The sequence below is a fragment of the Actinoplanes sp. G11-F43 genome (assembly GCF_050589265.1).
Classification (GTDB): domain Bacteria; phylum Actinomycetota; class Actinomycetes; order Mycobacteriales; family Micromonosporaceae; genus Actinoplanes.
The window spans coordinates 75,053-95,725 of record NZ_JBNZCE010000025.1 but is presented as its reverse complement, the minus strand read 5'-3'; the positions used below and the strand labels follow the sequence as shown (position 1 = coordinate 95,725).

12 protein-coding genes are annotated in these 20,673 nt (G+C 72.8%); 10 read left to right on the top strand and 2 right to left on the bottom strand.

All coding sequences use genetic code 11. The features are described from left to right. Positions 1–27: 27 nt before the first annotated feature. Complete coding sequence (locus ACQ0O7_RS29130) at positions 28–1,785, bottom strand: DUF6055 domain-containing protein (protein ID WP_430786445.1); 1,758 nt, start codon at positions 1,783–1,785, stop codon at positions 28–30. 108 nt (positions 1,786–1,893) lie between these two features. On the opposite strand from ACQ0O7_RS29130, the gene ACQ0O7_RS29125 reads away from it, so the two are divergent. The 7 genes from ACQ0O7_RS29125 to ACQ0O7_RS29095 all read left to right on the top strand — a co-directional run bounded on the left by ACQ0O7_RS29125 (position 1,894) and on the right by ACQ0O7_RS29095 (position 9,546). Continuing rightward, positions 1,894–2,805 (top strand): STM4015 family protein, encoded by a 912-nt coding sequence (locus ACQ0O7_RS29125; protein ID WP_430786443.1) that lies wholly within the window; start codon positions 1,894–1,896, stop codon positions 2,803–2,805. A 2-nt stretch (positions 2,806–2,807) separates the two neighbouring features. Then, the gene (locus ACQ0O7_RS29120; protein ID WP_430786441.1) at positions 2,808–3,845 is read left to right on the top strand and encodes an STM4014 family protein; all 1,038 of its coding nucleotides are present in this window, start codon (positions 2,808–2,810) and stop codon (positions 3,843–3,845) included. Then, positions 3,833–4,618 (top strand): STM4013/SEN3800 family hydrolase, encoded by a 786-nt coding sequence (locus ACQ0O7_RS29115; RefSeq protein ID WP_430786439.1) that lies wholly within the window; start codon positions 3,833–3,835, stop codon positions 4,616–4,618. The genes ACQ0O7_RS29120 and ACQ0O7_RS29115 overlap by 13 nt, the downstream gene beginning before the upstream one ends. Continuing rightward, on the top strand, positions 4,615–5,919 hold the full coding sequence (locus ACQ0O7_RS29110) for an STM4012 family radical SAM protein (protein WP_430786437.1): 1,305 nt from the start codon (positions 4,615–4,617) through the stop codon (positions 5,917–5,919). Before ACQ0O7_RS29115 ends, ACQ0O7_RS29110 begins: the two co-directional genes overlap by 4 nt. Continuing rightward, positions 5,916–6,800: an STM4011 family radical SAM protein gene (locus ACQ0O7_RS29105; RefSeq protein WP_430786435.1), complete on the top strand. Its 885-nt coding sequence runs from the start codon at positions 5,916–5,918 to the stop codon at positions 6,798–6,800. Before ACQ0O7_RS29110 ends, ACQ0O7_RS29105 begins: the two co-directional genes overlap by 4 nt. An 84-nt stretch (positions 6,801–6,884) precedes the next feature. Next, positions 6,885–7,937, top strand: a complete 1,053-nt coding sequence (locus ACQ0O7_RS29100; protein WP_430786433.1) for a DUF3800 domain-containing protein — start codon at positions 6,885–6,887, stop codon at positions 7,935–7,937. Next, on the top strand, positions 7,918–9,546 hold the full coding sequence (locus tag ACQ0O7_RS29095) for an Hsp70 family protein (protein ID WP_430786431.1): 1,629 nt from the start codon (positions 7,918–7,920) through the stop codon (positions 9,544–9,546). Before ACQ0O7_RS29100 ends, ACQ0O7_RS29095 begins: the two co-directional genes overlap by 20 nt. On the opposite strand, the gene ACQ0O7_RS29090 is transcribed toward ACQ0O7_RS29095, so the two are convergent. Then, complete coding sequence (locus tag ACQ0O7_RS29090) at positions 9,539–15,079, bottom strand: CHAT domain-containing protein (protein ID WP_430786429.1); 5,541 nt, start codon at positions 15,077–15,079, stop codon at positions 9,539–9,541. The two genes, ACQ0O7_RS29095 and ACQ0O7_RS29090, sit on opposite strands and share 8 nt — an antisense overlap. 129 nt (positions 15,080–15,208) lie before the next feature. Between ACQ0O7_RS29090 and ACQ0O7_RS29085 the strand changes: the two genes are divergently transcribed. The 3 genes from ACQ0O7_RS29085 to ACQ0O7_RS29075 are packed head-to-tail and all read left to right on the top strand — an operon-like array spanning position 15,209 to position 20,673. Next, positions 15,209–16,822 (top strand): Hsp70 family protein, encoded by a 1,614-nt coding sequence (locus ACQ0O7_RS29085; protein WP_430786427.1) that lies wholly within the window; start codon positions 15,209–15,211, stop codon positions 16,820–16,822. 4 nt (positions 16,823–16,826) lie between these two features. Next, on the top strand, positions 16,827–19,454 hold the full coding sequence (locus ACQ0O7_RS29080; protein ID WP_430786425.1) for a hypothetical protein: 2,628 nt from the start codon (positions 16,827–16,829) through the stop codon (positions 19,452–19,454). A 19-nt stretch (positions 19,455–19,473) separates the two neighbouring features. Continuing rightward, complete coding sequence (locus ACQ0O7_RS29075) at positions 19,474–20,673, top strand: TRAFAC clade GTPase domain-containing protein (RefSeq protein ID WP_430786423.1); 1,200 nt, start codon at positions 19,474–19,476, stop codon at positions 20,671–20,673.

The following is a 20,673-nucleotide window of genomic DNA, read 5'->3' as shown; positions in this document are numbered from 1 at the left end:
AACCCGTGCGGATGACGGCGGGTGGGCTCAGGCGAGGGCGAGGTCCGTACTCGGGAAGGGGTTGAATGTGGGGTTGACGTCCGGCTCGCCGGCTGCCCCGTCGCAGCGGCGGTCCGGGTTGAACAGCAGGTAGGTGCCGGACGAGCAGGCGAAGGCGATCTCCGCGTCGCCGCCGACCACGATGTTTCCGGACAGGTTGGCGCCGGACTGGATCAGGGCGTTGTCCTTCACCACCGCGTTGCCGCCGACCGTGCCGCCGTTGACCCAGCCGAGGCCCTCGATGCGGGCGTTTCCGGTCACCGTGCCGGCCATCACCGCGGCTTTCGGGCCGACGTACGCGGTCGCCGCCACGCTGGCGTTGCCGGCCACCCAGCCGCCGCCGTTGCTGTGCCAGCGGCCGCCGTTGGTCGGGTTGGGCTTGACGTGGCCGGGTTCGAAACCGGACGGGGTGGCGCCGGAGACCCGGAACTCGTACGGGAACCGGCGGGCCTTGGTGTAGCCGTCGAGGAACGCGTACTTCGGCACGGCGGTGGGGGTCGCGGTGGTGACCAGCCACACCTCGGTCTCGCCGGACTGCACCGGGAAGTCGATCTGGGCGTCGACGCCGGACTTCAGCGGCGAGTAGCGCGGGACGCCGTTGCGGACCGCGACCAGCCCGAACGTCCAGCCGGTGGCCCCGGTCTCGGCGTGCCCTTTGAGCCGTACCTTGACGGTGGACCCGGACGGCACCAGCTTGATCTTGTTGAATCCGTAGTCGGCGGGGGCGACCCTGGTGTTGATCCGGTAGTGGTTGAGGCTCTGGTTGACAGCCTCCACATTGCCGCCGTTGTACGCGTTGTTGAGGAACCCGGCGCCGTACACGTTGTTGATGAACGGCATCAACGTGGACCGGTTGCCGAAGTCGTAGGTGACCGTGCGGGTGGCGTACTCCCCCAGCCTGCGGTTGAGTTCGGCCTGGTCGATGCCGGCGATCCGGCGGTACACCTCGAGGGGGTGTTCGGTGTTGCGGGCCTCGTTCCAGATCCGGCTGAACATGTCGAGGCCGTCCCGGTCCTTGATGTACTGCATCAGCATCCAGTTGCCGTAGTGATGACGGCTGGAACTCCAGTACAGGTTCTCCGAGCGCAGCCACCGGGACAGGTCGCCGGCCGCGGTGGTGGGCAGCGCCTGCATTGCCATGAACTCGGCGCTGGTCTCCCAGAACGTGCCGGCCGAGGCGTGGGTGAAGCCGTACCCGCCGCGCCCGAGGAAGGTGTAGTTCTGGAAGACGTGCGCCAGCTCGTGGGCGAGGCCCCAGGAGCCGGGCAGGGCGGCGCCGGGCGCGATGTTGATGATCCCGACCCGGCCGTCGACCGAGCCGCCGGTGGCCCAGGCGTTGAGTTCGGTGCGGTTCCAGGTGTTGGTGACGATCACGATGATCTTGTGCTGGGCGAGCAGCCCGGTCTCCGGCGTGAACCGCATGGTGTTCACGTAGAAGCTGTACCGGTTCTCCAGCTGGCTGATGATGCTGTCCGGATCGAAGGTGTACGGCGCGGGCGCCGTCTTCGGGCTGGTACCCGACTTCTCACCCCACAGCAGGATGAAGTTGGTTGACTCCTGGGAGCGGCTGGCGGCCCACGGGACCTCACCGGTCTGGGTCCACCGGGCCGGGATGTAGACCGTCTTGGCGGCCGCCGAGGCGGGGGACATGGCCTGGGGGAACAGGGCCGTGCCGGCGAGCAGGACCAGAGCACAAGCGATGACGAACCAGGACTTGTGCCGCGAACGAATTCGGGGGATCGGCATGTATCGGACCATAGTCCACAGATGGGAACGCTCCCAAGAGTCCGGAGCGGAAAAGTGTCGGAGGGTCCTGCTAGCTTCTGCGCACTGCACGCGGCCGAAGGAGTCCCGGTGACCATCAACCACTACCTGTCCACGTTCGCCGGGCTGCCGGTGACGGCCTGGCACGACGAGGCCACCGCCGACCCGGCCGGCGTGGCGTGGCGCCTGGAGGTGGAGTTCGAGGAGGACGGCGACTTCGCGCCCGCCTTCGAGCGGCTGCTGGAGTTTTGCGGGCCGGCCGGCCCGACCGCCCTGGTCATCGGCGAGTGGGGGTCGGCGTACGACCAGAGGTTCCCCTTCGACCTGCTGATCAGCAACGCCGGGCGGCTCAGCGGGCTGCGGTCGCTGTTCATCGGGGAGATGACCGTCGAGCAGTGTGAGATCTCCTGGATCATCCAGGGTGACTACGCGCCCCTGCTCGCCGCGTTCCCCCAGCTGGAGCGGCTGTGGATCCGCGGCGCCCAGAACCTCGCGGTCGGCCCGGTCAGCCACGGGGCCCTGCGGGAGCTGGTGATCCAGTCCGGCGGCCTGCCCGCCTCGGTGCTGCGGGGCCTGCTCGACTCCGACCTGCCGCACCTCGACCGTCTGGAGCTGTGGCTGGGGGTGGCCAACTACGGCGGCGACATCACCGTCGACGACCTGGCCCCGATCCTGTCCGGCCGGGCCTTCCCCGCCCTCACCCACCTGGGCCTGTGCAACGCCGAGATCGCCGAGCAGATCGCCGCGGCGGTCGCGGCGGCGCCGGTGGTGGCCCGGCTGACCGGGCTGGACCTGTCCAAGGGTGTGCTCGGTGACGAGGGCGCGGCGGCGCTGCTGGCCGGGCAGCCGCTGACCCACCTGGAGTCGCTGGACCTGAGCCACCACTTCATGACCAAGGAGATGGCGCAGCGGGTGGTCGACGAGCTGCCGGGTGTCGCCGTCGACGTCTCCGACCCGCAGGACGAGACCCGCTGGGGCCGTTACACCGTGGTGGCTGAGTAACGATGCGCCTGGCCGTCGTCGGCAACCCGGAGAACCGCCGGGTCGCCCTGTTCCGCGCCGCCGTCGAGCGGGCCGGGCAGCCCGAGCCGGAGGTCTTCGCCTGGCGGGAGGTGCTGACCGCCGGGCGGGTCCCGGGGCCGGGCACCCTGGTCCGGATCGACTCCCCGGGTGAGGACGCCGAGGTCGACCGCCTGCTGCGGGAGCTGGGCGGCGGCCGGCCCGCGGCGGTCGCCGAGCACGGGCGGATCATCGGAGGGGCGGACTGGTTCGCCGGCCTGCGGGCGGCCCTGGCGCGGATCGAGGCGGGCGGCGGCACCCTGCTCAGCCGGCCCGCCGACATCCTCACCATGACCGACAAGCCCCGCTGTCACGCGCTGCTGGCGGCGGCCGGCATCCCGGTTCCCGACGCGCTCGGCCCGGTCGACGGCTGGGCCGCGCTGCGCGCCTCCGGCTGGAAACGGGTGTTCGTCAAACCGTCGCACGGCTCGTCGGCGTCCGGCGTGCTGGCGGTGGCGATGGCCGGGCCGCGGGTCACCGCTGTCACCTCGGTCGAGGTCAGCGGTGGGTCGCTCTACAACAACCTGGGGGTTCGCCGCTATCACGACGAGCAGACCATCGCGTCGATCGTCGACCGGCTGGCCCCGGACGGGCTGCACGTGGAGAAGTGGTACCCGAAAGCGTCACTCGGCGACCGGGTGCTCGACCTGCGGGTGGTGGTGATCGCCGGCCGGGCCCGGCACGTGGTGGTGCGCACCAGCCGGTCCCCGATGACGAACCTGCATCTCGGCAACGCCCGCGGCGACGTGTCCGCGGTGCGCTCGGCGGCAGGGGAGCGGGAGTGGGCGGCGGCGATGGCGACCTGCGAGCGGGTGGCCGGCTGCTTCCCCGGCACCCTCCAGGTCGGGGTGGACCTGATGTTCCGGGCCGGGTGGCGGGGGCACGCGGTGGCCGAGGTGAACGCGTTCGGCGACCTGCTGCCCGGGGTGCTGGCGGACGGGCAGGACACGTACGACGCGCAGGTGGCGGCATGCGCGATCTGATCGGCACCCACGACCTGCTGTTCGTCACCCTGGACACGCTGCGGTACGACGCCGCCGTCGCCGCGCGGACCCCGGCACTGGCGTCGGTGCTGCCCGGCGGGGTCTGGGAGCGGCGGCACACCCCGGCCTCGTTCACGTACGCGGCGCATCATGCCTTCTTCGCCGGTTTCCTGCCGACCCCGGTGACGCCGGGACCACACGAGCGGCTGTTCGCGGCCCGGTTCGGCGGCAGCGCGAGCAGCGGGCCGTCGACCTGGGTCTTCGACCATCCGGACCTGCCGACCGCGCTGGCCGCCGAGGGTTACCACACCCTCTGCCTGGGCGGGGTCGGGTTCTTCAACCCGGCCGCGCCGCTCGGCCGGGTGCTGCCGGGGCTGTTCGCCGAGGCGCACTGGGAGCCGGCGTTCGGGGTGACCGAGCCGGACTGTGTGGGCGCCCAGCTCGACCGGCTGGAGACGGTGATCACCGGTCTGCCGGCCGGCCGGCCGCTCTTCACCTTCCTCAACATCGCCGCCCTGCATCAGCCCAACCGTCACTACGTGCCCGGCGCCGCGGTGGACTCACCGTCCACCCACACCGCCGCCCTGGAGTATGTGGACGGCCGGCTGGGACGGCTCTTCGACCTGGTCAGCGGCCGTGGACGGCCCTGCCTGGTGATCATCTGCTCGGACCACGGGACGCTCTACGGCGAGGACGGCCACACCGGCCACCGGGTCGCCCACGAGGCCGTGTGGACCGTGCCCTACGCCCACTTCCTCCTGGACGCCACGTGACCCTCGACGACTCCCCCTACCAGGGCTATCTGTACGCGTACCCGCACAAGACCGCCTATCGCCGCCTCGATCCCCGGCCCACCCTCACCGACGTGTGGGCCGAGGAGAAACAGGACTCCCTCTTCGGGTACGTGCATCTGCCGTTCTGTGAGATGCGGTGCGGATTCTGCAACCTCTTCACCCGGGCGAACCCGCCGGAGGAGCAGGTCACGGCGTACCTGCGGCAGTTGCGGCGGCAGGCCGGCGCGGTCCGGGACAGCCTCTCCCCCGGCGCGGTCTTCTCCCGCCTCGCCGTCGGCGGCGGCACCCCCACCTATCTGACCGCCCCGGAGCTGGAGGAACTCTTCGCGATCATGCGGGACGGGTTCGGCGCCGGGCCGGTGCCGCTGTCGGTGGAGACGTCACCGGCCACCGCCACCCCGGACCGGCTGGCCGTGCTCGCCGCACACGGCACCACCCGGATCAGCATGGGCGTGCAGAGCTTCCTGGACGCCGAGGCGCACGCCGCCGGCCGGCCCCAGCGGCTGGCCGAGGTGCTCGGCGCGCTGACCGCGATCCGGGACGCGCGCCTCCCGGTGCTCAACATCGACCTGATCTACGGCATCGACGGCCAGACCCCGCAGACGTGGCAGCACTCCCTGGACGAGGCGCTGCGCTGGCAGCCCGAAGAGCTCTACCTCTATCCGCTGTACGTTCGCCCGCTCACCGGGCTCGGCCGGCGCGCCCACGCCCGCGCCGACTGGGACCGGCAGCGTCAGGAGCTGTACCAGCAGGCCGTCGACGTGCTCACCGGCGCCGGCTACGTGCGGCACTCGATGCGGCAGTTCCGGCGGGCCGGCGCCCCGGAACCGGACGGGCCCGACTACTGCTGCCAGGACGACGGCATGGTGGGGCTGGGGTGTGGGGCCCGGTCGTACACCACGTCGCTGCACTATTCGTTCGACTACGCGGTGGCGGTGTCCGAGGTGCGTGCGGTCATCGACGACTACCTGTCCCGGCCGGCGGCGGATTTCGCGTACGCGGAAATCGGGTTTGCTCTCGACCAGGTCGAACAACGACGGCGCTGGCTGCTGAAATCGCTGCTGCGGGCCGACGGGGTGGACGCGGCCGCCTACCGGCAGCGGTTCGGCAGCCCACACACCGACGACTTCCCGCAGCTCGGCGAACTGGTCGACCGGGGCTGGCTGGACACCGGGCGGACCACACTCACCCCGGCCGGGCTGGCCCGGTCCGACGCCATCGGGCCGTGGCTGGTGTCCGGGCCGGTGCGGGCGGCGATGACGGCGTACGAGGCCCGATGAGCCTCTACGTGCTGTACCGGGGGCCGCTGGCCAGCTGCAACTACGACTGCCCGTACTGCCCGTTCGCCAAGCGGGTCGACCCGCCGGAGCTGCTGCGCGCCGACCGGGCCGACCTGGAACGGTTCGCCGGCTGGGTCACCGACACCACCGACCGCCGGCTGTCCATCCTGTTCACGCCGTGGGGTGAGGGGCTGACCCGCTCCTGGTACCGCGACACCATCGTCCGTCTCTCCCACCTGCCACACGTCGACCGGGTGGCGATCCAGACCAACCTGGCGGTCCGCACCGGCTGGCTGGCCGGGGCGGACCGGCGGGTGGCGGCACTGTGGACCACCTACCACCCGGGCCAGGTGACCCGGGAGCGGTTCCTGTCCCGCTGCCGTGAGCTGGACGCGCTCGGCATCCGCTACTCGGTGGGGGTGGTCGGCCTGCCCGGGCATCACGCCGAGGCGGTCGCGCTGCGCGCGGCCCTGGACCCGGGGGTCTATCTGTGGATCAACGCGGCCGAGGGGCACGTCTACACGTCGGCGGAGGAGGCGATGTGGACGGCCCTGGACCCGCGTTTCGGTGACAGCGTCCGCCCGCACGTCTCGCTGGGGCGCGACTGCCACGCCGGGGAGACGGCGATCTCGGTCCTCGGTGACGGCACCGTCCGCCGGTGCCACTTCATCAAGACCCCGATCGGCAACCTGTACGACGGGACGTGGCGCGCCGGGTTACAGCCCCGCGCGTGCAGTCTCCGGCTGTGCGACTGCCACATCGGTTACGTGCACCTGAAACCCCTGAACCTGCGCGACGTGTACGCCGACGGCCTCCTGGAACGCATCCCCGCGCTCTGGCCGGTCACTCCTGAGACTCGTTCCGCCGGTGGAGGCGCTTGAGCCTCCGGAAGTGCGGCGCCGGCAGACCCGGTCGCATCCGGCGATCTCAAATCCGGTTGTCGCGGCGTCCGGGGACGGTCGACGATGGACCGTATGGCGGACGGCGGCTCGCGGCGATCCCCGATGCAGGGCGGGCTGCCACCGGCCGGGGTGCCCGGCGGCGACGTCGTGGAGATAGCCTGCGACGAGTCCGGATTCTCCGGCACCAACCTGCTGCGCTCGACCGAGCCGGTGATCACCCATGCGAGCACCGACCTGCGGCCGGCCGAGGCGGACACCCTGATCACCGCGTTGCGGGCGGAGTTCCGGCTGTCGCCGCACGAGCTGAAGTCCGGTCACTTCCTGCGCCGGCCCGGCGCCGGCGAGGCGGCCGCCTGGTTCCTCGCGGCGCTGCCCGGCCGGGCCCGGGTGCACCTGGTCGACAAGGAGTTCTTCCTGGTCACCCGGATCATCGATCTGCTGCTGACCGAGCCGTCCTACACCGCGGGCACCCACCTGGCCGCCGGTTCCCGGGCCGGCGCGGCGCTGGTGTGGCGGGCCGGCCGCCCGGCCGGCGGCCCGTGGACGGAGTTCCTGGCCGCGTTCGAGGACATGGTGCGGCCCAAACGGCGGCCACCGGCCCGGCCGGCCGCCGACCGGTTCCTGCGGGCCCGCGACGCCCTGCTGCGGGCCGCCCCGGGCAGCGGGCCGGTGCTCGCCCGGCTGGATCCGGCACACCTGCGGCGGGTCCTGGCCCGGCTCGACGGCGACGACCGGAGCATCCCGCCGCCGCTGGAGCCGATGCTGCCCGCCCTGGCCGAGACGATCCTGCACTGGAGCCGTCCCCCGGGCGGTGGACGGCGCCGGGTCCTGGTGATCCACGACGAGCAGAGCGCGCTCACCGCCGGCCGGCTGGACCGGCTCGGGCGGGCCCTGGCCGACCCGGAGACCGGGGTGTCGCCGCTGGCCGGCCTGGTGATGGCCGACTCCCGGGACGATCCCCGGGTCCAGATCGCCGATCTGCTCGCCGGGATCGCCCGCCGCCGCACCGCCCTGCTGCCGCCCGCCCTGCTGTCACCGGTGTCGCTGCGCTGTCCGTCAGATCAGGGCGCGGACTCAGCACCCGGTGGAGGACTGGATGGCAACCTTCGGCATTGACCTGGGCACGACCTACTCGTGCATCAGCCGGGTCGACGACTCCGGTGACGTGGTCATCATCGCCAACGAGGAGGGCGAGGACACCACCCCGTCGGTCGTCTACTTCGAGTCACCGTTCCAGGTGCGGGTCGGCACCGAGGCGAAGAACGCCGCCCGGACCGATCCCGACCACGTGGTGGCCCTGATCAAACGGGACATGGGCAAGAAGAACGTCAAGCTGGACTTCCACGGCACCCCGTACACGCCGGAGAGTGTGTCGGCGCTGATCCTGAAAAAGCTGGTCAAGTCGGCCGGGCAGGCCTCCGGCGAGAAGGTCGGCGGCGTGGTGATCACCGTTCCGGCGTACTTCGGGGTCCCGGAACGGCACGCCACCCGGGTGGCCGGGGAGATCGCCGGGCTGGACGTGATCAACGTGGTCGAGGAGCCGGTCGCCGCGGCCATGTACTACGGGCTGCTCACGCCGGGCGCCAACCGCACCATCCTGGTGTACGACCTGGGCGGCGGGACCTTCGACACCACGGTGATCAAGCTGGTCGACGGGGACGTCACGGTGGTCTGCACCGACGGTTCGCACAGTCTGGGCGGGGCGGACTGGGACGAGGCCATCGCCACCTACCTGTTCGACTACTTCGTCGCCGAGGAACCGGACGCCGGGGCGGACGACAGCGAGGAACTGCTGCAGGATCTGATGCTGGTCGCCGAGACGCTGAAGAAGGCGCTCACCCAGCGGCAGACCGCCGAGCAGACGATCCGTTTCCAGGGCCGGTCGGTGCGCGCCCAGCTGACCCGGACCGCCTTCGAGGAGATGACCGCCGACCTGCTCAAGCAGACCATGGACATCACCGACCGGACCCTGCGGACCGCCCGGGAGAAGGGTGTCGACCACGTCGACGAGGTGCTGCTGGTCGGCGGTTCGACGCACATGCCGATCGTGGCCACCCGGCTGGCCGAACGGCTCGGGGTGAAACCGCGGCGCAAGGAGCCGGACCTGGCCGTGGCGAAGGGCGCGGCGCTGTTCGCCGTGCACGAGACGGCCCGGCTGCGGCTGGGCGAGTCCACCGGCCGCCGCAAGGGCACGCTGAGCACCGCCGGCCTGGCCGCCGAGCTGGGGGTGCCGGCCGAGACCGTCGAGCTGATGAGCGCGTCCAAGGTGACCACCGTGGTGCCCCGGGGCTTCGGGGTGAAGGTGCTGACCGACGCCGGCCCGGACCCGGAGCGGCCGGACGGCGAGGAGGCGCTGCTGCTGGTGGTGGATCACCTGCTGCACGCCAACGACCCGCTGCCGACCGACCGGATCACCCGGCAGTTCGGTACCGCGGTCGACAACCAGCGCGAGATCAAGATCGAGATCTGGGAGCAGGCCGGTGACGTCGAGTCGCGGTGGCTGTCCGACAACAACCAGATCGGCGAGGGCCTGATCAAGCGACTGCCGCTGTTGAAGAAGGGCTCACCGGTCGACGTGACGTTCCAGATGACCCAGGGCGGCGCCCTGCTGGTCGAGGCGAAGGAGCTGCACACCGGGCAGACCCTGCTGCTGGAGCTGCAGATCGGCGAGATGACCCCACGTCAGGTGGCCGAGGCCCGCGACGCGGTGAACCGTCTCACCTAGACCGCTTCCGGCGGCCGGGCAGCGGCGCCACCGCGGCCGGCACCCCCTGCACCAGCGAGGCGCGCGAGGCCATCTCCCGGATCACGTGGTCGGCCGACGGGCCCAGGTAGCGGGCCTGGGCCTGGACGAACGGGGTCTCGCCGTCGGCCGTGGCCAGCCGCCGTGACCACTGCAGGTGGTGCCAGGCGCGGGTCATCGACACGTACAGCGGATGGTGGTCGGCCCGCCGCCGGGCGGTGGCCCGGGACGGGAACCGCTCGGCCACCGCGGCCCGCAGCCCGGCCGCGCGCTCCGGGTCGCCGCCGGCCTCCTCGACGTCGGCCAGCAGCAGCTGGGTCGCCGCGACCAGCCGCGGGTCACCGAGCGGCCGGGCGGCCCGCCACGCGTCGAGCAGCCAGCCCCGGGCCGCGGCGAGATCACCGCTGTCCCGGACCGCCCGGCCGATCTCGCGCAGCGCGTGGGTGGCGGCGAACCGGTCGCCGATCAGGCCGGCGATCCCGAGCATCAGCTGGAACCGTTCGATCGCGGCGCTGTGCTCACCGGCGCCGGCGGCCATCCGGCCCAGCTGCCAGGTGGCGTCGACCGCCAGCGGGGCGGCCGGGCGCCCGCACTCCCGGGCGATCGACTGCGCGGTCTCGTAGAGCTCCCGCACGGTCTCCGGGTCGTCACCGCGGGCCAGGCCGTCACCGGCGCAGAGCAGGCCCACCGCCGCGTACGGGCTGGGCGGCAACGCCGTGGCGATCTCGGCACAACGCTGGGCGGCGGCCCGTACCCCCTCGGTGTCGCCGGTCCGCTCCCGGGACCACAGCAGCCGGATCAGGCACCACAACTCCAGGCCCGGCTGATCGGTTCCGGTCACCATCGTCAGTGCCTCGTCCAGGGCGGCGAGCGCGCCCTCATGGTCGTCGCGGCCGGCCCGGACCCGGCCCAGCTCGCGCCAGGCGCTCCAGATCAGGTCGGCGTGCCGGTCCGGATCGGTGCCGGCCAGGCAGGCCCGGAAGTGTTCCTCGGCCCGGTCCGGGTCGCGCCGGTCGGCCTCGATCCGGCCCAGGTGCAGGTGGCAGTCGGCGATCACCCGGCGGTGCCCGATCGCCGCCGCGCGGGCCTGGGCCTGCCGGAACCAGCCGATCGCGGTGTCGTCGTCGTTGTCCTCCCGGGCCAGCAGCCCGTGCACCACGCAGCAGGCGACCACCGCGCTCTCGTTGCCGGACCGCAGGGCCCGGCCGAGGGCCTGGTCGGCCCGGGACACCGCGTCGTCCGCCGCGGCGGGGCCGGCCCCGGGGTCCGCCACGGCCGGTCCGTCCTGGGCATCCGCCGAGACGGGACCGGGCCGGGCATCCGCCGAGGCGGGACCGGGCCGGGCATCCGCCGTGACCGGGCCGGACTGGGCATCCGCTGCGGCGAGGCCGAGCTGGGCGGAGATCCACAGGGTGTCGTCACCGGCGGTGTCCGCCGCTTCGAGGCACGCGGTGAGCGCGAGCCGGGCCTCCGCCGGCCCGCCGATCGCCGCGGTACCCCGGTAGAGGTGGGTCGCGGCGACCAGCCGATCGATGCCGTGCCGGCGGGCCAGCGCGAGGGCGTCGTCGAACCAGCCGGCCGCCCCGGCCAGGTCGCCACGGGCCGCGCAGACCCGGCCGAGCTGCTGGTACACCACGATCAGGTCGGTCCGGCCGTCGATCTCGTCGAGCAGGTCCAGCTGGGCACGGTAGGCCGCGGCGGCCTCGTCCGAGTGGTGCAGCTCGAACAGGACGTCGCCCTGCAGCTGCAGGCACCGGGCCAGCAGCGGCCGGTCGCCGAGCCCCGCGGCCCGTTCGGCGGCCCGGCCCAGCTCCTCGCCGGCCGCGCCGGGCCGGTCGTTGAGCACGTGCACCGCGCCGAGTTGCAGGGCGGCCGTCGCGGCCAGGCGCTGGATGTCCGGCCGGGTGGCCCGCAGCTCCCAGGACGCGAGCTGGTGCTGGTCGGCGAGGGCCTCGTCACCGCAGGCGAGGGCCAGCCGGGCCAGGTCGTCGTCCGGGTCGCCGGCCTCCGCCGAGTCGCCGAGCCGGTCGATCATCTCCAGCGCGCCGATGCTCCACCGGGCGGCGCCGTCCGGGTCGCCGCGTTCCAGCGCGAGGGCGCCCAGCTGCTGGTAGCAGGCGGCCAGCACGGCCTCGGCCCGCGGGCTGGCGTCCAGGTCCAGGCCGAAGCAGATCCGCATCGCGGCCCGGTAGGCCTCCTCGGCGCCGGCCGCGTCGCCGCGCAGCTGGGCGATCACACCGAGCTGCTGCCGGCCGGTGGCCAGCCCGGCGGTGTCCCCGGCGGCGCCGGCCAGGTCGAGGCAGCGCTTCTGCAGGTCCACGGCGGTGTCGTAGTCGCCGCGCACCTCGGCGATCAGCGCCTTGGCATGCAGGAAGACGGCGGTCTGCGGGTTGTCCGGGTCGAGCCGGGCCAGGGTCCGGTCGCAGAGCACCCACTCCTCGTCGTACGCGCCCCGGCTGTGCAGCAGCGCGCACAGCTCGGCGGCGGCCACCACCGCGGTCTCCTCGTCACCGGCGGCCCAGGCGTGGTGGTGTGCCTCGCGCAGATCGGTGAAGTCCGCGTCCGGCTCGTAGTGCTCCCCGTGCCAGCGGTGGAAGGCGGCGGCCCGGCGGTGCGCCTCGGCCAGCGCGGCCGGGCCGGCCAGCCCGGTCAGTGACCCGGCGGTCCAGCGGTGCACCAGGAAGAGGTCGCCGCCGTCGGCCGGGGACAGCAGGCTCAGATCCAGCAGGGTTCGCCGGGCCTGGTCCAGGGCCTTCTCCCGGGCCGGGTAGGTCGAGCCGAGCAGGTCCCGGTTGAGCTGCTCGCGCTCGGCGGGCGGCAGCGGCAGCCGGTCCAGGGTGACACCCGGTTCCCGGCGCAACCGGTCGTAGACCGCGCGCAGCCGGGCCACCCGCGCCGGGTCGGGCGGCGGGTCGGTGGCCAGCATCCAGTTGAGCCCGGTGTCGTCGACCGGGACCCGGAACACCGAGGCGGCGACCAGCAGCCGCTGTGCCGGGTCGCCGTCCAGGCGGTGGTACAGCTCGCCGAGCAGCACCTCGGCGGCGCTGGTCGCGATCGCGGTGTCCAGTGCCGTGCCGAGGCTCTGGCGGGCGGCCGGCCCGGGACGGTCGACCCCACGGGCGTCCAGGGCCCGCATCAGCCGCTCGCTCACCGTGCGGAAGGCGCCCCGCTGTTCGGAGACCCGGGCCCGCGAGTCCGGGGCGGGTTCGCCCCGGCCGGCGCCGAGCAGCGCGTTCAGGTATTCCAGGCAGCGCGGGTGGCCGCCGATCTCCCGGTAGGCCCGGTCCCGGTCGGCGCTGTCCAGGGCGTACACCCAGGGTAGTCGCCAGAGCAGTTTGCGGGTCTCGGCCGGGGACAGTTCGCCCAGGTGCAGCCGGGTCAGCCGGTCCGGGGCGGGTAGTCCGCGCAGCGACTCGGCCATCCGCAGGGTGACCACCACCAGCGCGCCGTCCAGGTCCAGCCAGCGGTCCAGGAAGTCGAGGAGGTCGCCGTCGGCGCGGGGCACCGACTCCGCGTCGGCGAACGTCTGGCCGGGTGCGAGCCCGCCGAGCGGGTCGCCCAGCGGGTCGTCGAGCAGCAGCACGATCCGGTGCCCGTCCAGGAGCAGGTCCTCCACCGGTTCCAAACGCTCCTGCCAGGTGCTCTCCTCGTCCGCGAGGGCGTCCAGGGTGACCGCGTCGGCGCCGGGCGAGCGCCCCACCGCCCGGGCGATGAGCCCCAGGATCCCCGCCGGCGTCTGCGGTCCGTGTGTGGTGATCACCGTGTATCCCTCGGGGGCGATCTCCCGCAACGCCGCCACCGCCAGGGTGCTCTTGCCCACGCCGCCCATGCCGTGGATGACCACGCCGCCACCGGTGGGCCGGCTCATCACCGTCATCAGGGTCCGCAGTTCGCGGCGGCGCCCGACGAAGTCGCCGATGGACAGCCGGCTGATCTTGCGATCGATGCGCGGGCCGGCGGTGCGGCGGACCGGGCCGGGCGCCGCCGGGTCGTACAGCCTCAGCGCGGCGACCCGGGTGAACAGGGCCGGGACGGTCCACTCCACCACCTCGCGGCGCGGGTCGGTCACCGGCAGGCGGAGGCGCTCCTGCTCGCAGATGCGCCGGGCGTCGCTGAGGGCGGGCAGCGGGTCCGGGTCGGTGAGCAGCCCGCGGTACGTCCGGGCGAGCAGCTGGGTGGCGTACAGATCGTTGATCGGGGCGGTCATCGCCAGCACCGCGGGCACTCCGTGGGCCAGCAGGGTCTGGGCGAAACTGGGCAGCGCGTCCTGGCCGGCCCGCGCGGTGGAGCAGCCGGCCAGCACCACCAGGGGCACCATCCGCCCCGGCACCAGGACCTGACGGACGAAACCGGCCGCGTCGATCAGGTCGGCCGCGCCGTCCGGTCGCTCCAGCACCAGCCGGCCGGGTTCGGCGTGGCAGGACACGTGCAGGACGTGGAAGCGCTCCTCCGTCAGCGCCTCCCGGATGGCGTCGGCCGAACCCCAGTTCAGGATCCGGACGTACGCCTTCGCCCGCCGGGCCGCCTCGACCTGTTCCAGGATCGTGGCGAGTTCGTGCTCGTAGTCCAGCAGCGGTCCGCCGTCGTGGTCCGGGCTGGCGATCACGGCCAGGATCCGCAGCGGGCCGGCGATGTGCGGGATCACCGTGTCGCCGAGGTCCGGCACGCTGCGGAACAGGGTGACGTGCGGCAGCAGTGCCAGTGGGGAGTCCTCCCCCGGCGCCCGCAGTCCCTCCCAGCGCAGGTCGTTGAGCGGCGAGCCGGGCGCGATCTCGACACCGATCCGCAGCGGGCTGCCCCGGCGCCGGCTGGCCGCCACCGCCTCGGCCAGGGCGCCGCCGACCGGGCCGGCCACGGTGATCCGGTGGTCCTCCGCCGGCGTGCCGTCCCCGCCGAGGTCGCGGTGGCGCCGCCCGGCCCGCAGCGGGTCACCGGACCGGGTGACGATGTCGCGGGACGGGGCGGACACGATCACCCCGGCGGGTGACGAGAGGGTCATCGCCGTCTCGGTGACCCGCAGTGTCACCGTGACCGGGCCCTCCGGCAGCTGGTCGAACAGCAGCGGCGGTGGCGTCCATCCGGTGTCCCGGCCGGGAGCGTCCCGGATCGCCGCCAGTAGCCGGGGCAGGCACGCGTCGACGTCCTTCTCCGCGCGTACACCGATCAGGTTGACCGGTTCGAACCGGTTCAGCAGCGGCGGGATGGGCGCGCTGGCCAGGATGACCGGAATCAGTCGCAGCCGTCCCTCGTCGGCCAGCCGGATCAGCGCCGAATACTCCGCGAGGGTGTCCGGTGTGGTCTCGCCGATCAGGATGACGCCGGTGCGGGCGCGGGCCAGCACCCGGTCGACGGTGGCGGTGATGTCGTCGCCGGGCCGCCGGTCGGCCGCCGGCAGGTGGGTGGACAACCCGGCGGCGCGCAGCCGGGCGTCGAGATAGCCGGCCCAGCGCGCCTCGGCCGGGCCGTGCACGAGAACCACGTCGAGAAGCTGTCCACCGTTCGGAACCTGGGCCATGTCGGAATCCGTTTCGCTGTCTGCCGCCGGGCGGGGAACGGAAATCGCGAGTGACGGTACACCGCCGCCGATTCCTGTCCGTCAGCATCCGGCGAGGACAGTTTCGCCGCGAGGATGGGACCTTCGGACATGACGACGTTCGGGATCGATCTCGGCACCACCTATTCGTGCATCGCCCACGTCGACGGCCGGCGCGGGCCGGTGATCAGCAAGAACGCCGATGGTGACGACAGCACCCCGTCGGTGGTCTTCTTCGAGTCGGCCACGAATGTGATCGTCGGGAAACAGGCCAAGAACGTGGCGAAGATCAGTCCCGAACTGGTGGTCTCGTTGATCAAACGCAGTATCGGGCAGCCCGGTGTCGAACTGCGTTTCCACGATGTCGCGCACACTCCGGAATCGATCTCCGCGCTGATTCTGAAAGAGCTGGTCCGGGCCGCCGAGGAGTCCACCGGCGAGACGGTGACGGACGTCGTCATCACGGTTCCCGCCTACTTCGGGGTGCGGGAGCGGGAGGCCACCCGCAACGCCGGGCAGATCGCCGGGCTGAACGTGCTGAACCTGGTGCCCGAGCCGGTCGCCGCGGCCCTGCACTACGAGGCGCTGACCTTCGAGGGCGACCGGACCATCCTGGTGTACGACCTGGGTGGCGGGACCTTCGACACCACGGTGATCCAGATGCGGGGTCACGACATCAGCGTCGTGTGCACCGCCGGCGATCACGAGCTGGGTGGCGCCGACTGGGACGCGCAGCTGGCGAACTGGCTGCTCGAACGGTTCATGGCCGAGCATCCCGGCTCGGAGGCCGAGACCAGCGAGCAGTTCCTGCAGCTGCTGGCCACCGAGGCCGAGGACCTCAAACGGGCGCTGAGCCGCAGCGAGTCCAAGAAGCACAGCATGAGCTTCGACCGGGCCGCGCTGCGCGTCGAGCTGACCCGTGACGACTTCGAGCGGATGACCGCCGACCTGCTGGAACGCACCTTCGCGATGACACAGCGGACGATCGAGGTGGCCGCCGGGAAGGGGGTCACGTCGTTCGACGAGGTGCTGCTGGTCGGCGGATCGAGCCGGATGCCGGCCGTGGCGGCCGGGCTGCGGCAGCGGTTCGGGTTCGAGCCGCGCCTGCACGAGCCGGAGTCGGCGGTCGCCAAGGGCGCCGCGCAGTTCGCGCTGATCGAGTCGGTGAAGATCGCCCTGCCGGCCGAGGAGGACGGCGGCGCCACCCAGCTGAGCACGGTCGCCGACCAGCTCGGCATCTCCACCGAGCAGGTCGCCACCCTGGCCGCCAAGCGGGTCACCAGTGTCGTGCCGCGCGCGTTCGGCGTCGAGGTGCAGAGCCCCGGGCACGCCGAGGCGGACGCGGACGGGATCGTCGTCGATCACATCCTCAAGGCCAACGACCCGCTGCCGGCCACCCCGCCGGTCCGGCAGTACTACACCGCGCAGCCCAACCAGACGCGGATCGAGCTGTCGGTCTGCGAGCAGGCCGGCGAGGTCGAGTCGGCCCGCCCGGACGCGAACCGGACGATCGGCAGCGGGCTGATCTCCGGGCTGCCGCCGCTGCCCAAGGGTTCCCCGATCGACGTGCTGTTCGAGATGGGTGAGACCGGCGCGCTCCGGGTCCGGGCGGTGGAACTGACCACCGGCAAGGACGTCGTCGTCGAGCTGCAGGTGGACGGGCTCAGCGAGGCCGAGGTGGCGCAGGCCCGGATCTCCGTCGCGCAGTACCAGGTCGGGAACTGACCCGATGGCGTTCGACCCCAGCGCGTACAAGCAGGCGGTCCTCGAACCGGCCCGCAAGGCCGGCCACACGCCGCCCGCCGACCTGCTCGTCCGGTACGCCCTGGACCGCTCGGACCTCGGCTCGGACAGCGCCTTCGAGAAGCGGGTCACCGAGGTCAGCGGCTACTGGAACCGACTGTCGGCGGGCAACAACCAGGTCTACAAGAAGCTGGTCGCCGCACTGATCGCCGCGCACACCGAGCTGGAGCGCCGGGGCGAGCTGACCGCGGCGGCGTTCCGCAAGCAGCGTGAGCAGGCCGAGACGGCCGCCCGGGCCAGGCTGACCCAGCGGGTCACCTCGATCGCGAAGACCCTGTCCTGCGTCACCCTCGACACGGTGCGGCGGCTGGTCGAGGACGGCGGCGGGGTGGTCGAGGAGCGCGAGGTCCGGGATGCGCTGCGCAAACAGGGCATCCGGGTGGTCGACCCGCCGTGGCGGATCCCGTCCGGTCCGCCGTTGCCGACCGCCCGCAAACTGGCCGAGCTGCTGACCCTGCTCGACATCCGGCTCTCCGTCGAACTCATTCTCGGCACCGACGGGCTGCGCCAGGGGTTCACTCTCAAGGACGGCTTCCGCACCCACGACGGCAAGGTGATCGGGGCGGAGACCCTGGCCGGGGCCCGCGACGGGATGGCCACCCGGGCGCTGGACAAACGCAAGACCGCGGCGACCAACGTGATCACCCTGCTGCAGCTGGCCCTGGAGACCCCCGGCAAGCTGGAGGAACTGCTGATCTGGGAGATCGCCACCATCCTGCGCCGGGAGACGGCGGCCGGGCTGCCGGTCAACGCGGTCATCGACACCGCCACCGATCTGGGCCTGGACAACGCCGAGGCGTGGGAGCTGGTGGTCTCGCTGCCCACCGGCACCGGCGACGGCGAGGCGGCCGGACCGGCCGACGACAGCGAGCTGGTCGAGGAGCTGATCCGGGCCGGTGACCTGCACGGTGCCGCCGAGCTGGCCGGTTCCCCGGACACCACGGTCCGGGCGGCCACCCGGGAACGGCTGGACGCCGCGCTGGCCGAGGTGGCCGGTCTGCTCGCGGAAGCCGGCCGGGCGAACACCGCCGGCGACACCGAACAGGAGGCGATCCTGCTCGGGCGGGTCCTGGCGAAGAAGAACGACGACGACGTACGGGCCCGGCTGGACCGGATCGCGCCGCCCCCGCCGGACGGGGTGACCGCGACGGCCGACGGCGACCGGGTGGTGGTGAACTGGCGGCACAGCCCGGCCCGCACCGGCACCGTCCGGTACCGCGTCGTCCGGGCCGCGGACATCCCGGCCGTCTCCCCGGACGCGCACGGCGGGCTCGGCGAGACCGACACCACCTCGGCCGTCGACGGGCAGCCGCTGATCGGCGTACCCGGCTGCTACACGGTCTTCGCCGGCCGGGGCAGCGCCTGGTCGGCCGGTGTCCCCGCGCCGCCGGTGACGATCCTGCCCGAGGTCGGCGACCTGCGGCTGGACGCCACCGCGACCAGTGTCAGCGGCTCGTGGACCGTCTCCCCCGAGGCGATCGGTGTGGAGATCCAGCGCACCGGTGACGACGGCGAGCCCCGGCCGGTCACCCCGCTGCCCGGCGGCCAGGACGGTTTCACCGATGACGGGCTGCGCTCCGGAGTGCTGTACGAGTACCGGGTCCGGGCCGTCTACCGGGCTCCGGACGGCGGGCGGCTGACCACCCCCGGAGTGGTCGCGTCGATCCGGCCGCAGGACGACCCGGTGGCGGTCACCGATCTGATGGTCGAACCCGTACCGAACAGCAATCCGCCTCTGGTCGAACTGACCTGGACCGATCCGCCGGCCGGGGTGGCCGAGATCCGTCAGGCCTCCGGTGAGCCGGCCTGGGCGCCCGGCGAGCCGGTGTCGCTGGAGTCGGTGCGCTCGTACGGGCGGCGGCAGACCGGCGCGCTGACCCGGCGGCCGGGCGGACGGGCGGCGATGCGGATCCCGGCCCGGGACGGCGCGGCCCACTTCACCGTGTTCAGCGTCGGCCCGCGGCACGCGGTGGCCGGCAACCGGGTGCGGTACGCGATCGCCAACCCGGTCACCGACCTGCGCGCCCAGCGCCTCGGCACCCGGATCCGGCTCAGCTGGATCTGGCCGGACGAGGCGAGCGCCGTGCTGGTGTCCTGGCAGGGCGAGGACGGCCGGGGTGAGCGGGAGTGCCTGCGCCGGGAGTTCGTGGACGACGGCGGCTTCAGTGTCGACGCCGGCACCGGGGCGGTCGAGATCGCGGTGCGGACCCTGGCCCGGGACGACGACGGCCGGGTGCTGTCCGCCCCGGCGACCCGGAGTCTGGCCGCCCGGCGCCCACATGTGCGCTACCGGTTCGACCGGTCCGGGGTCCTCGGCCGGAACACCGTGCTGGTGCTGACCAGCGACACGTCCTGCGAGGTGCCGCCGGTCACCGTGGTCCGCGGGGACCGGCGGTCCGGCGAGGTGATCGCCCGGATCCCCGGCTGCCGGATCTCGCCGGGGACCCCGGTGGTACGCCCGGTCGGCTCCAGCCGCCGGGTCGGCCCGCTGCCCGCCCTCGCCTGCTTCCCGGAGAACGACGCCGGCGACGGCCTCGTCTTCGGTCCCATGTGAAACGCTGGAGGAGCCCTCGATGGCCACGACGTTGTACTGCCCCTACTGCTACGACCGGTTCGCCGAGCGGAAGATCGAGTTCCGGTGTGCCGGCCGGGTGTCCGTCACCGGCAAGGTGTGCAAACCCAAGGTGGACCGCAACGCCCGGGACGTGATGGGTGACGGCCAGCTGCGGTTCCCGGCCTTCGAGGCGGACGGCCGCAAACTCAACGCCACCTGCCCGCACTGTGACCTGGTCACCTTCATCCGGCTCTGCCCGAACTGCCACTCGGCGCTGCCGAACTACTTCGGCAAGGTGGACTCCCGGATGATCGCGCTGATCGGCGCGAAGGAGTCCGGCAAGACCATCTTCATCACCGTCCTGCTGCACGAGATGATGCACCGGATCAGCCGCCAGTTCGGGGTGGCCGTGCTCGGCGCCGACGACGACACCCGTCTGCGGTACGAGAAGGACTACGAGAGTTCCCTGTACGAGCAGGGCAGCCTGCCCGACGTCACCCGCTCGGCCTCGGCGGGGAGGCTGCGCCAGCCGCTGGTGTTCAGCTTCGCCATCGACCGCAGGCGGCTCGGCCGGACCCGGGTCGACCGCAGCGTGCTGTCGTTCTTCGACACCGCCGGTGAGGACCTGACCCACTCCGACAGCGTGGAACTCAACACCCGCTACCTGGCCAGCGCGGACGGCATCATCCTGCTGCTCGATCCGCTGCAGATGCGCGGCGCCCGGCCGCTGGTCGGCGACGACACCGAGCTGCCCGTCCGGGCCGACGCCGGTGACCGGCCGGAACACGTGCTCGGCCGGGTGGTCGGCCTGCTGGAACGGATGTCCGGCGCGTCCCGGCGCGGCAAGATCAAGAAGCCGATCGCGGTCGCGTTCTCCAAGATGGACACCCTGCTGGGCACCCTGCCGGAGGACAGCCCGATCCTGGCCGAGCCACCCGGCGACGCCTGTTTCGACGAGGCGGACAGTCTCGCCGTGCACCGGCACGTGGAACAGCTGCTGCACAAGTGGCAGGGCGGCGGGCTGAGCGAGACCCTCGGCGTGCACTTCGAGAAGTACCGGCTGTTCGGGCTCTCCGCGCTCGGCAACAACCCGGTCGGCGGGGCCGGCGACGACGGGCCGCGCCGGGTCTCCCACCACGGCATCCAGCCGATCCGGGTGGCCGACCCGTTCCTCTGGCTGATGAGCGAGTTCGGCGCCATTCCGAAGAAGAGAGGCTGA

What these genes read in the sequence shown, in the direction of transcription:
- ACQ0O7_RS29130 (WP_430786445.1), bottom strand. Translation starts at nt 1,785, where the DNA reads ATGCCGATCCCCCGAATTCGTTCGCGGCACAAGTCCTGGTTCGTCATC.
- ACQ0O7_RS29120 (WP_430786441.1), top strand. Translation starts at nt 2,808, where the DNA reads ATGCGCCTGGCCGTCGTCGGCAACCCGGAGAACCGCCGGGTCGCCCTG.
- ACQ0O7_RS29115 (WP_430786439.1), top strand. Translation starts at nt 3,833, where the DNA reads ATGCGCGATCTGATCGGCACCCACGACCTGCTGTTCGTCACCCTGGAC.
- ACQ0O7_RS29105 (WP_430786435.1), top strand. Translation starts at nt 5,916, where the DNA reads ATGAGCCTCTACGTGCTGTACCGGGGGCCGCTGGCCAGCTGCAACTAC.
- ACQ0O7_RS29100 (WP_430786433.1), top strand. Translation starts at nt 6,885, where the DNA reads ATGGACCGTATGGCGGACGGCGGCTCGCGGCGATCCCCGATGCAGGGC.
- ACQ0O7_RS29095 (WP_430786431.1), top strand. Translation starts at nt 7,918, where the DNA reads ATGGCAACCTTCGGCATTGACCTGGGCACGACCTACTCGTGCATCAGC.
- ACQ0O7_RS29090 (WP_430786429.1), bottom strand. Translation starts at nt 15,079, where the DNA reads ATGGCCCAGGTTCCGAACGGTGGACAGCTTCTCGACGTGGTTCTCGTG.
- ACQ0O7_RS29085 (WP_430786427.1), top strand. Translation starts at nt 15,209, where the DNA reads ATGACGACGTTCGGGATCGATCTCGGCACCACCTATTCGTGCATCGCC.
- ACQ0O7_RS29080 (WP_430786425.1), top strand. Translation starts at nt 16,827, where the DNA reads ATGGCGTTCGACCCCAGCGCGTACAAGCAGGCGGTCCTCGAACCGGCC.
- ACQ0O7_RS29075 (WP_430786423.1), top strand. Translation starts at nt 19,474, where the DNA reads ATGGCCACGACGTTGTACTGCCCCTACTGCTACGACCGGTTCGCCGAG.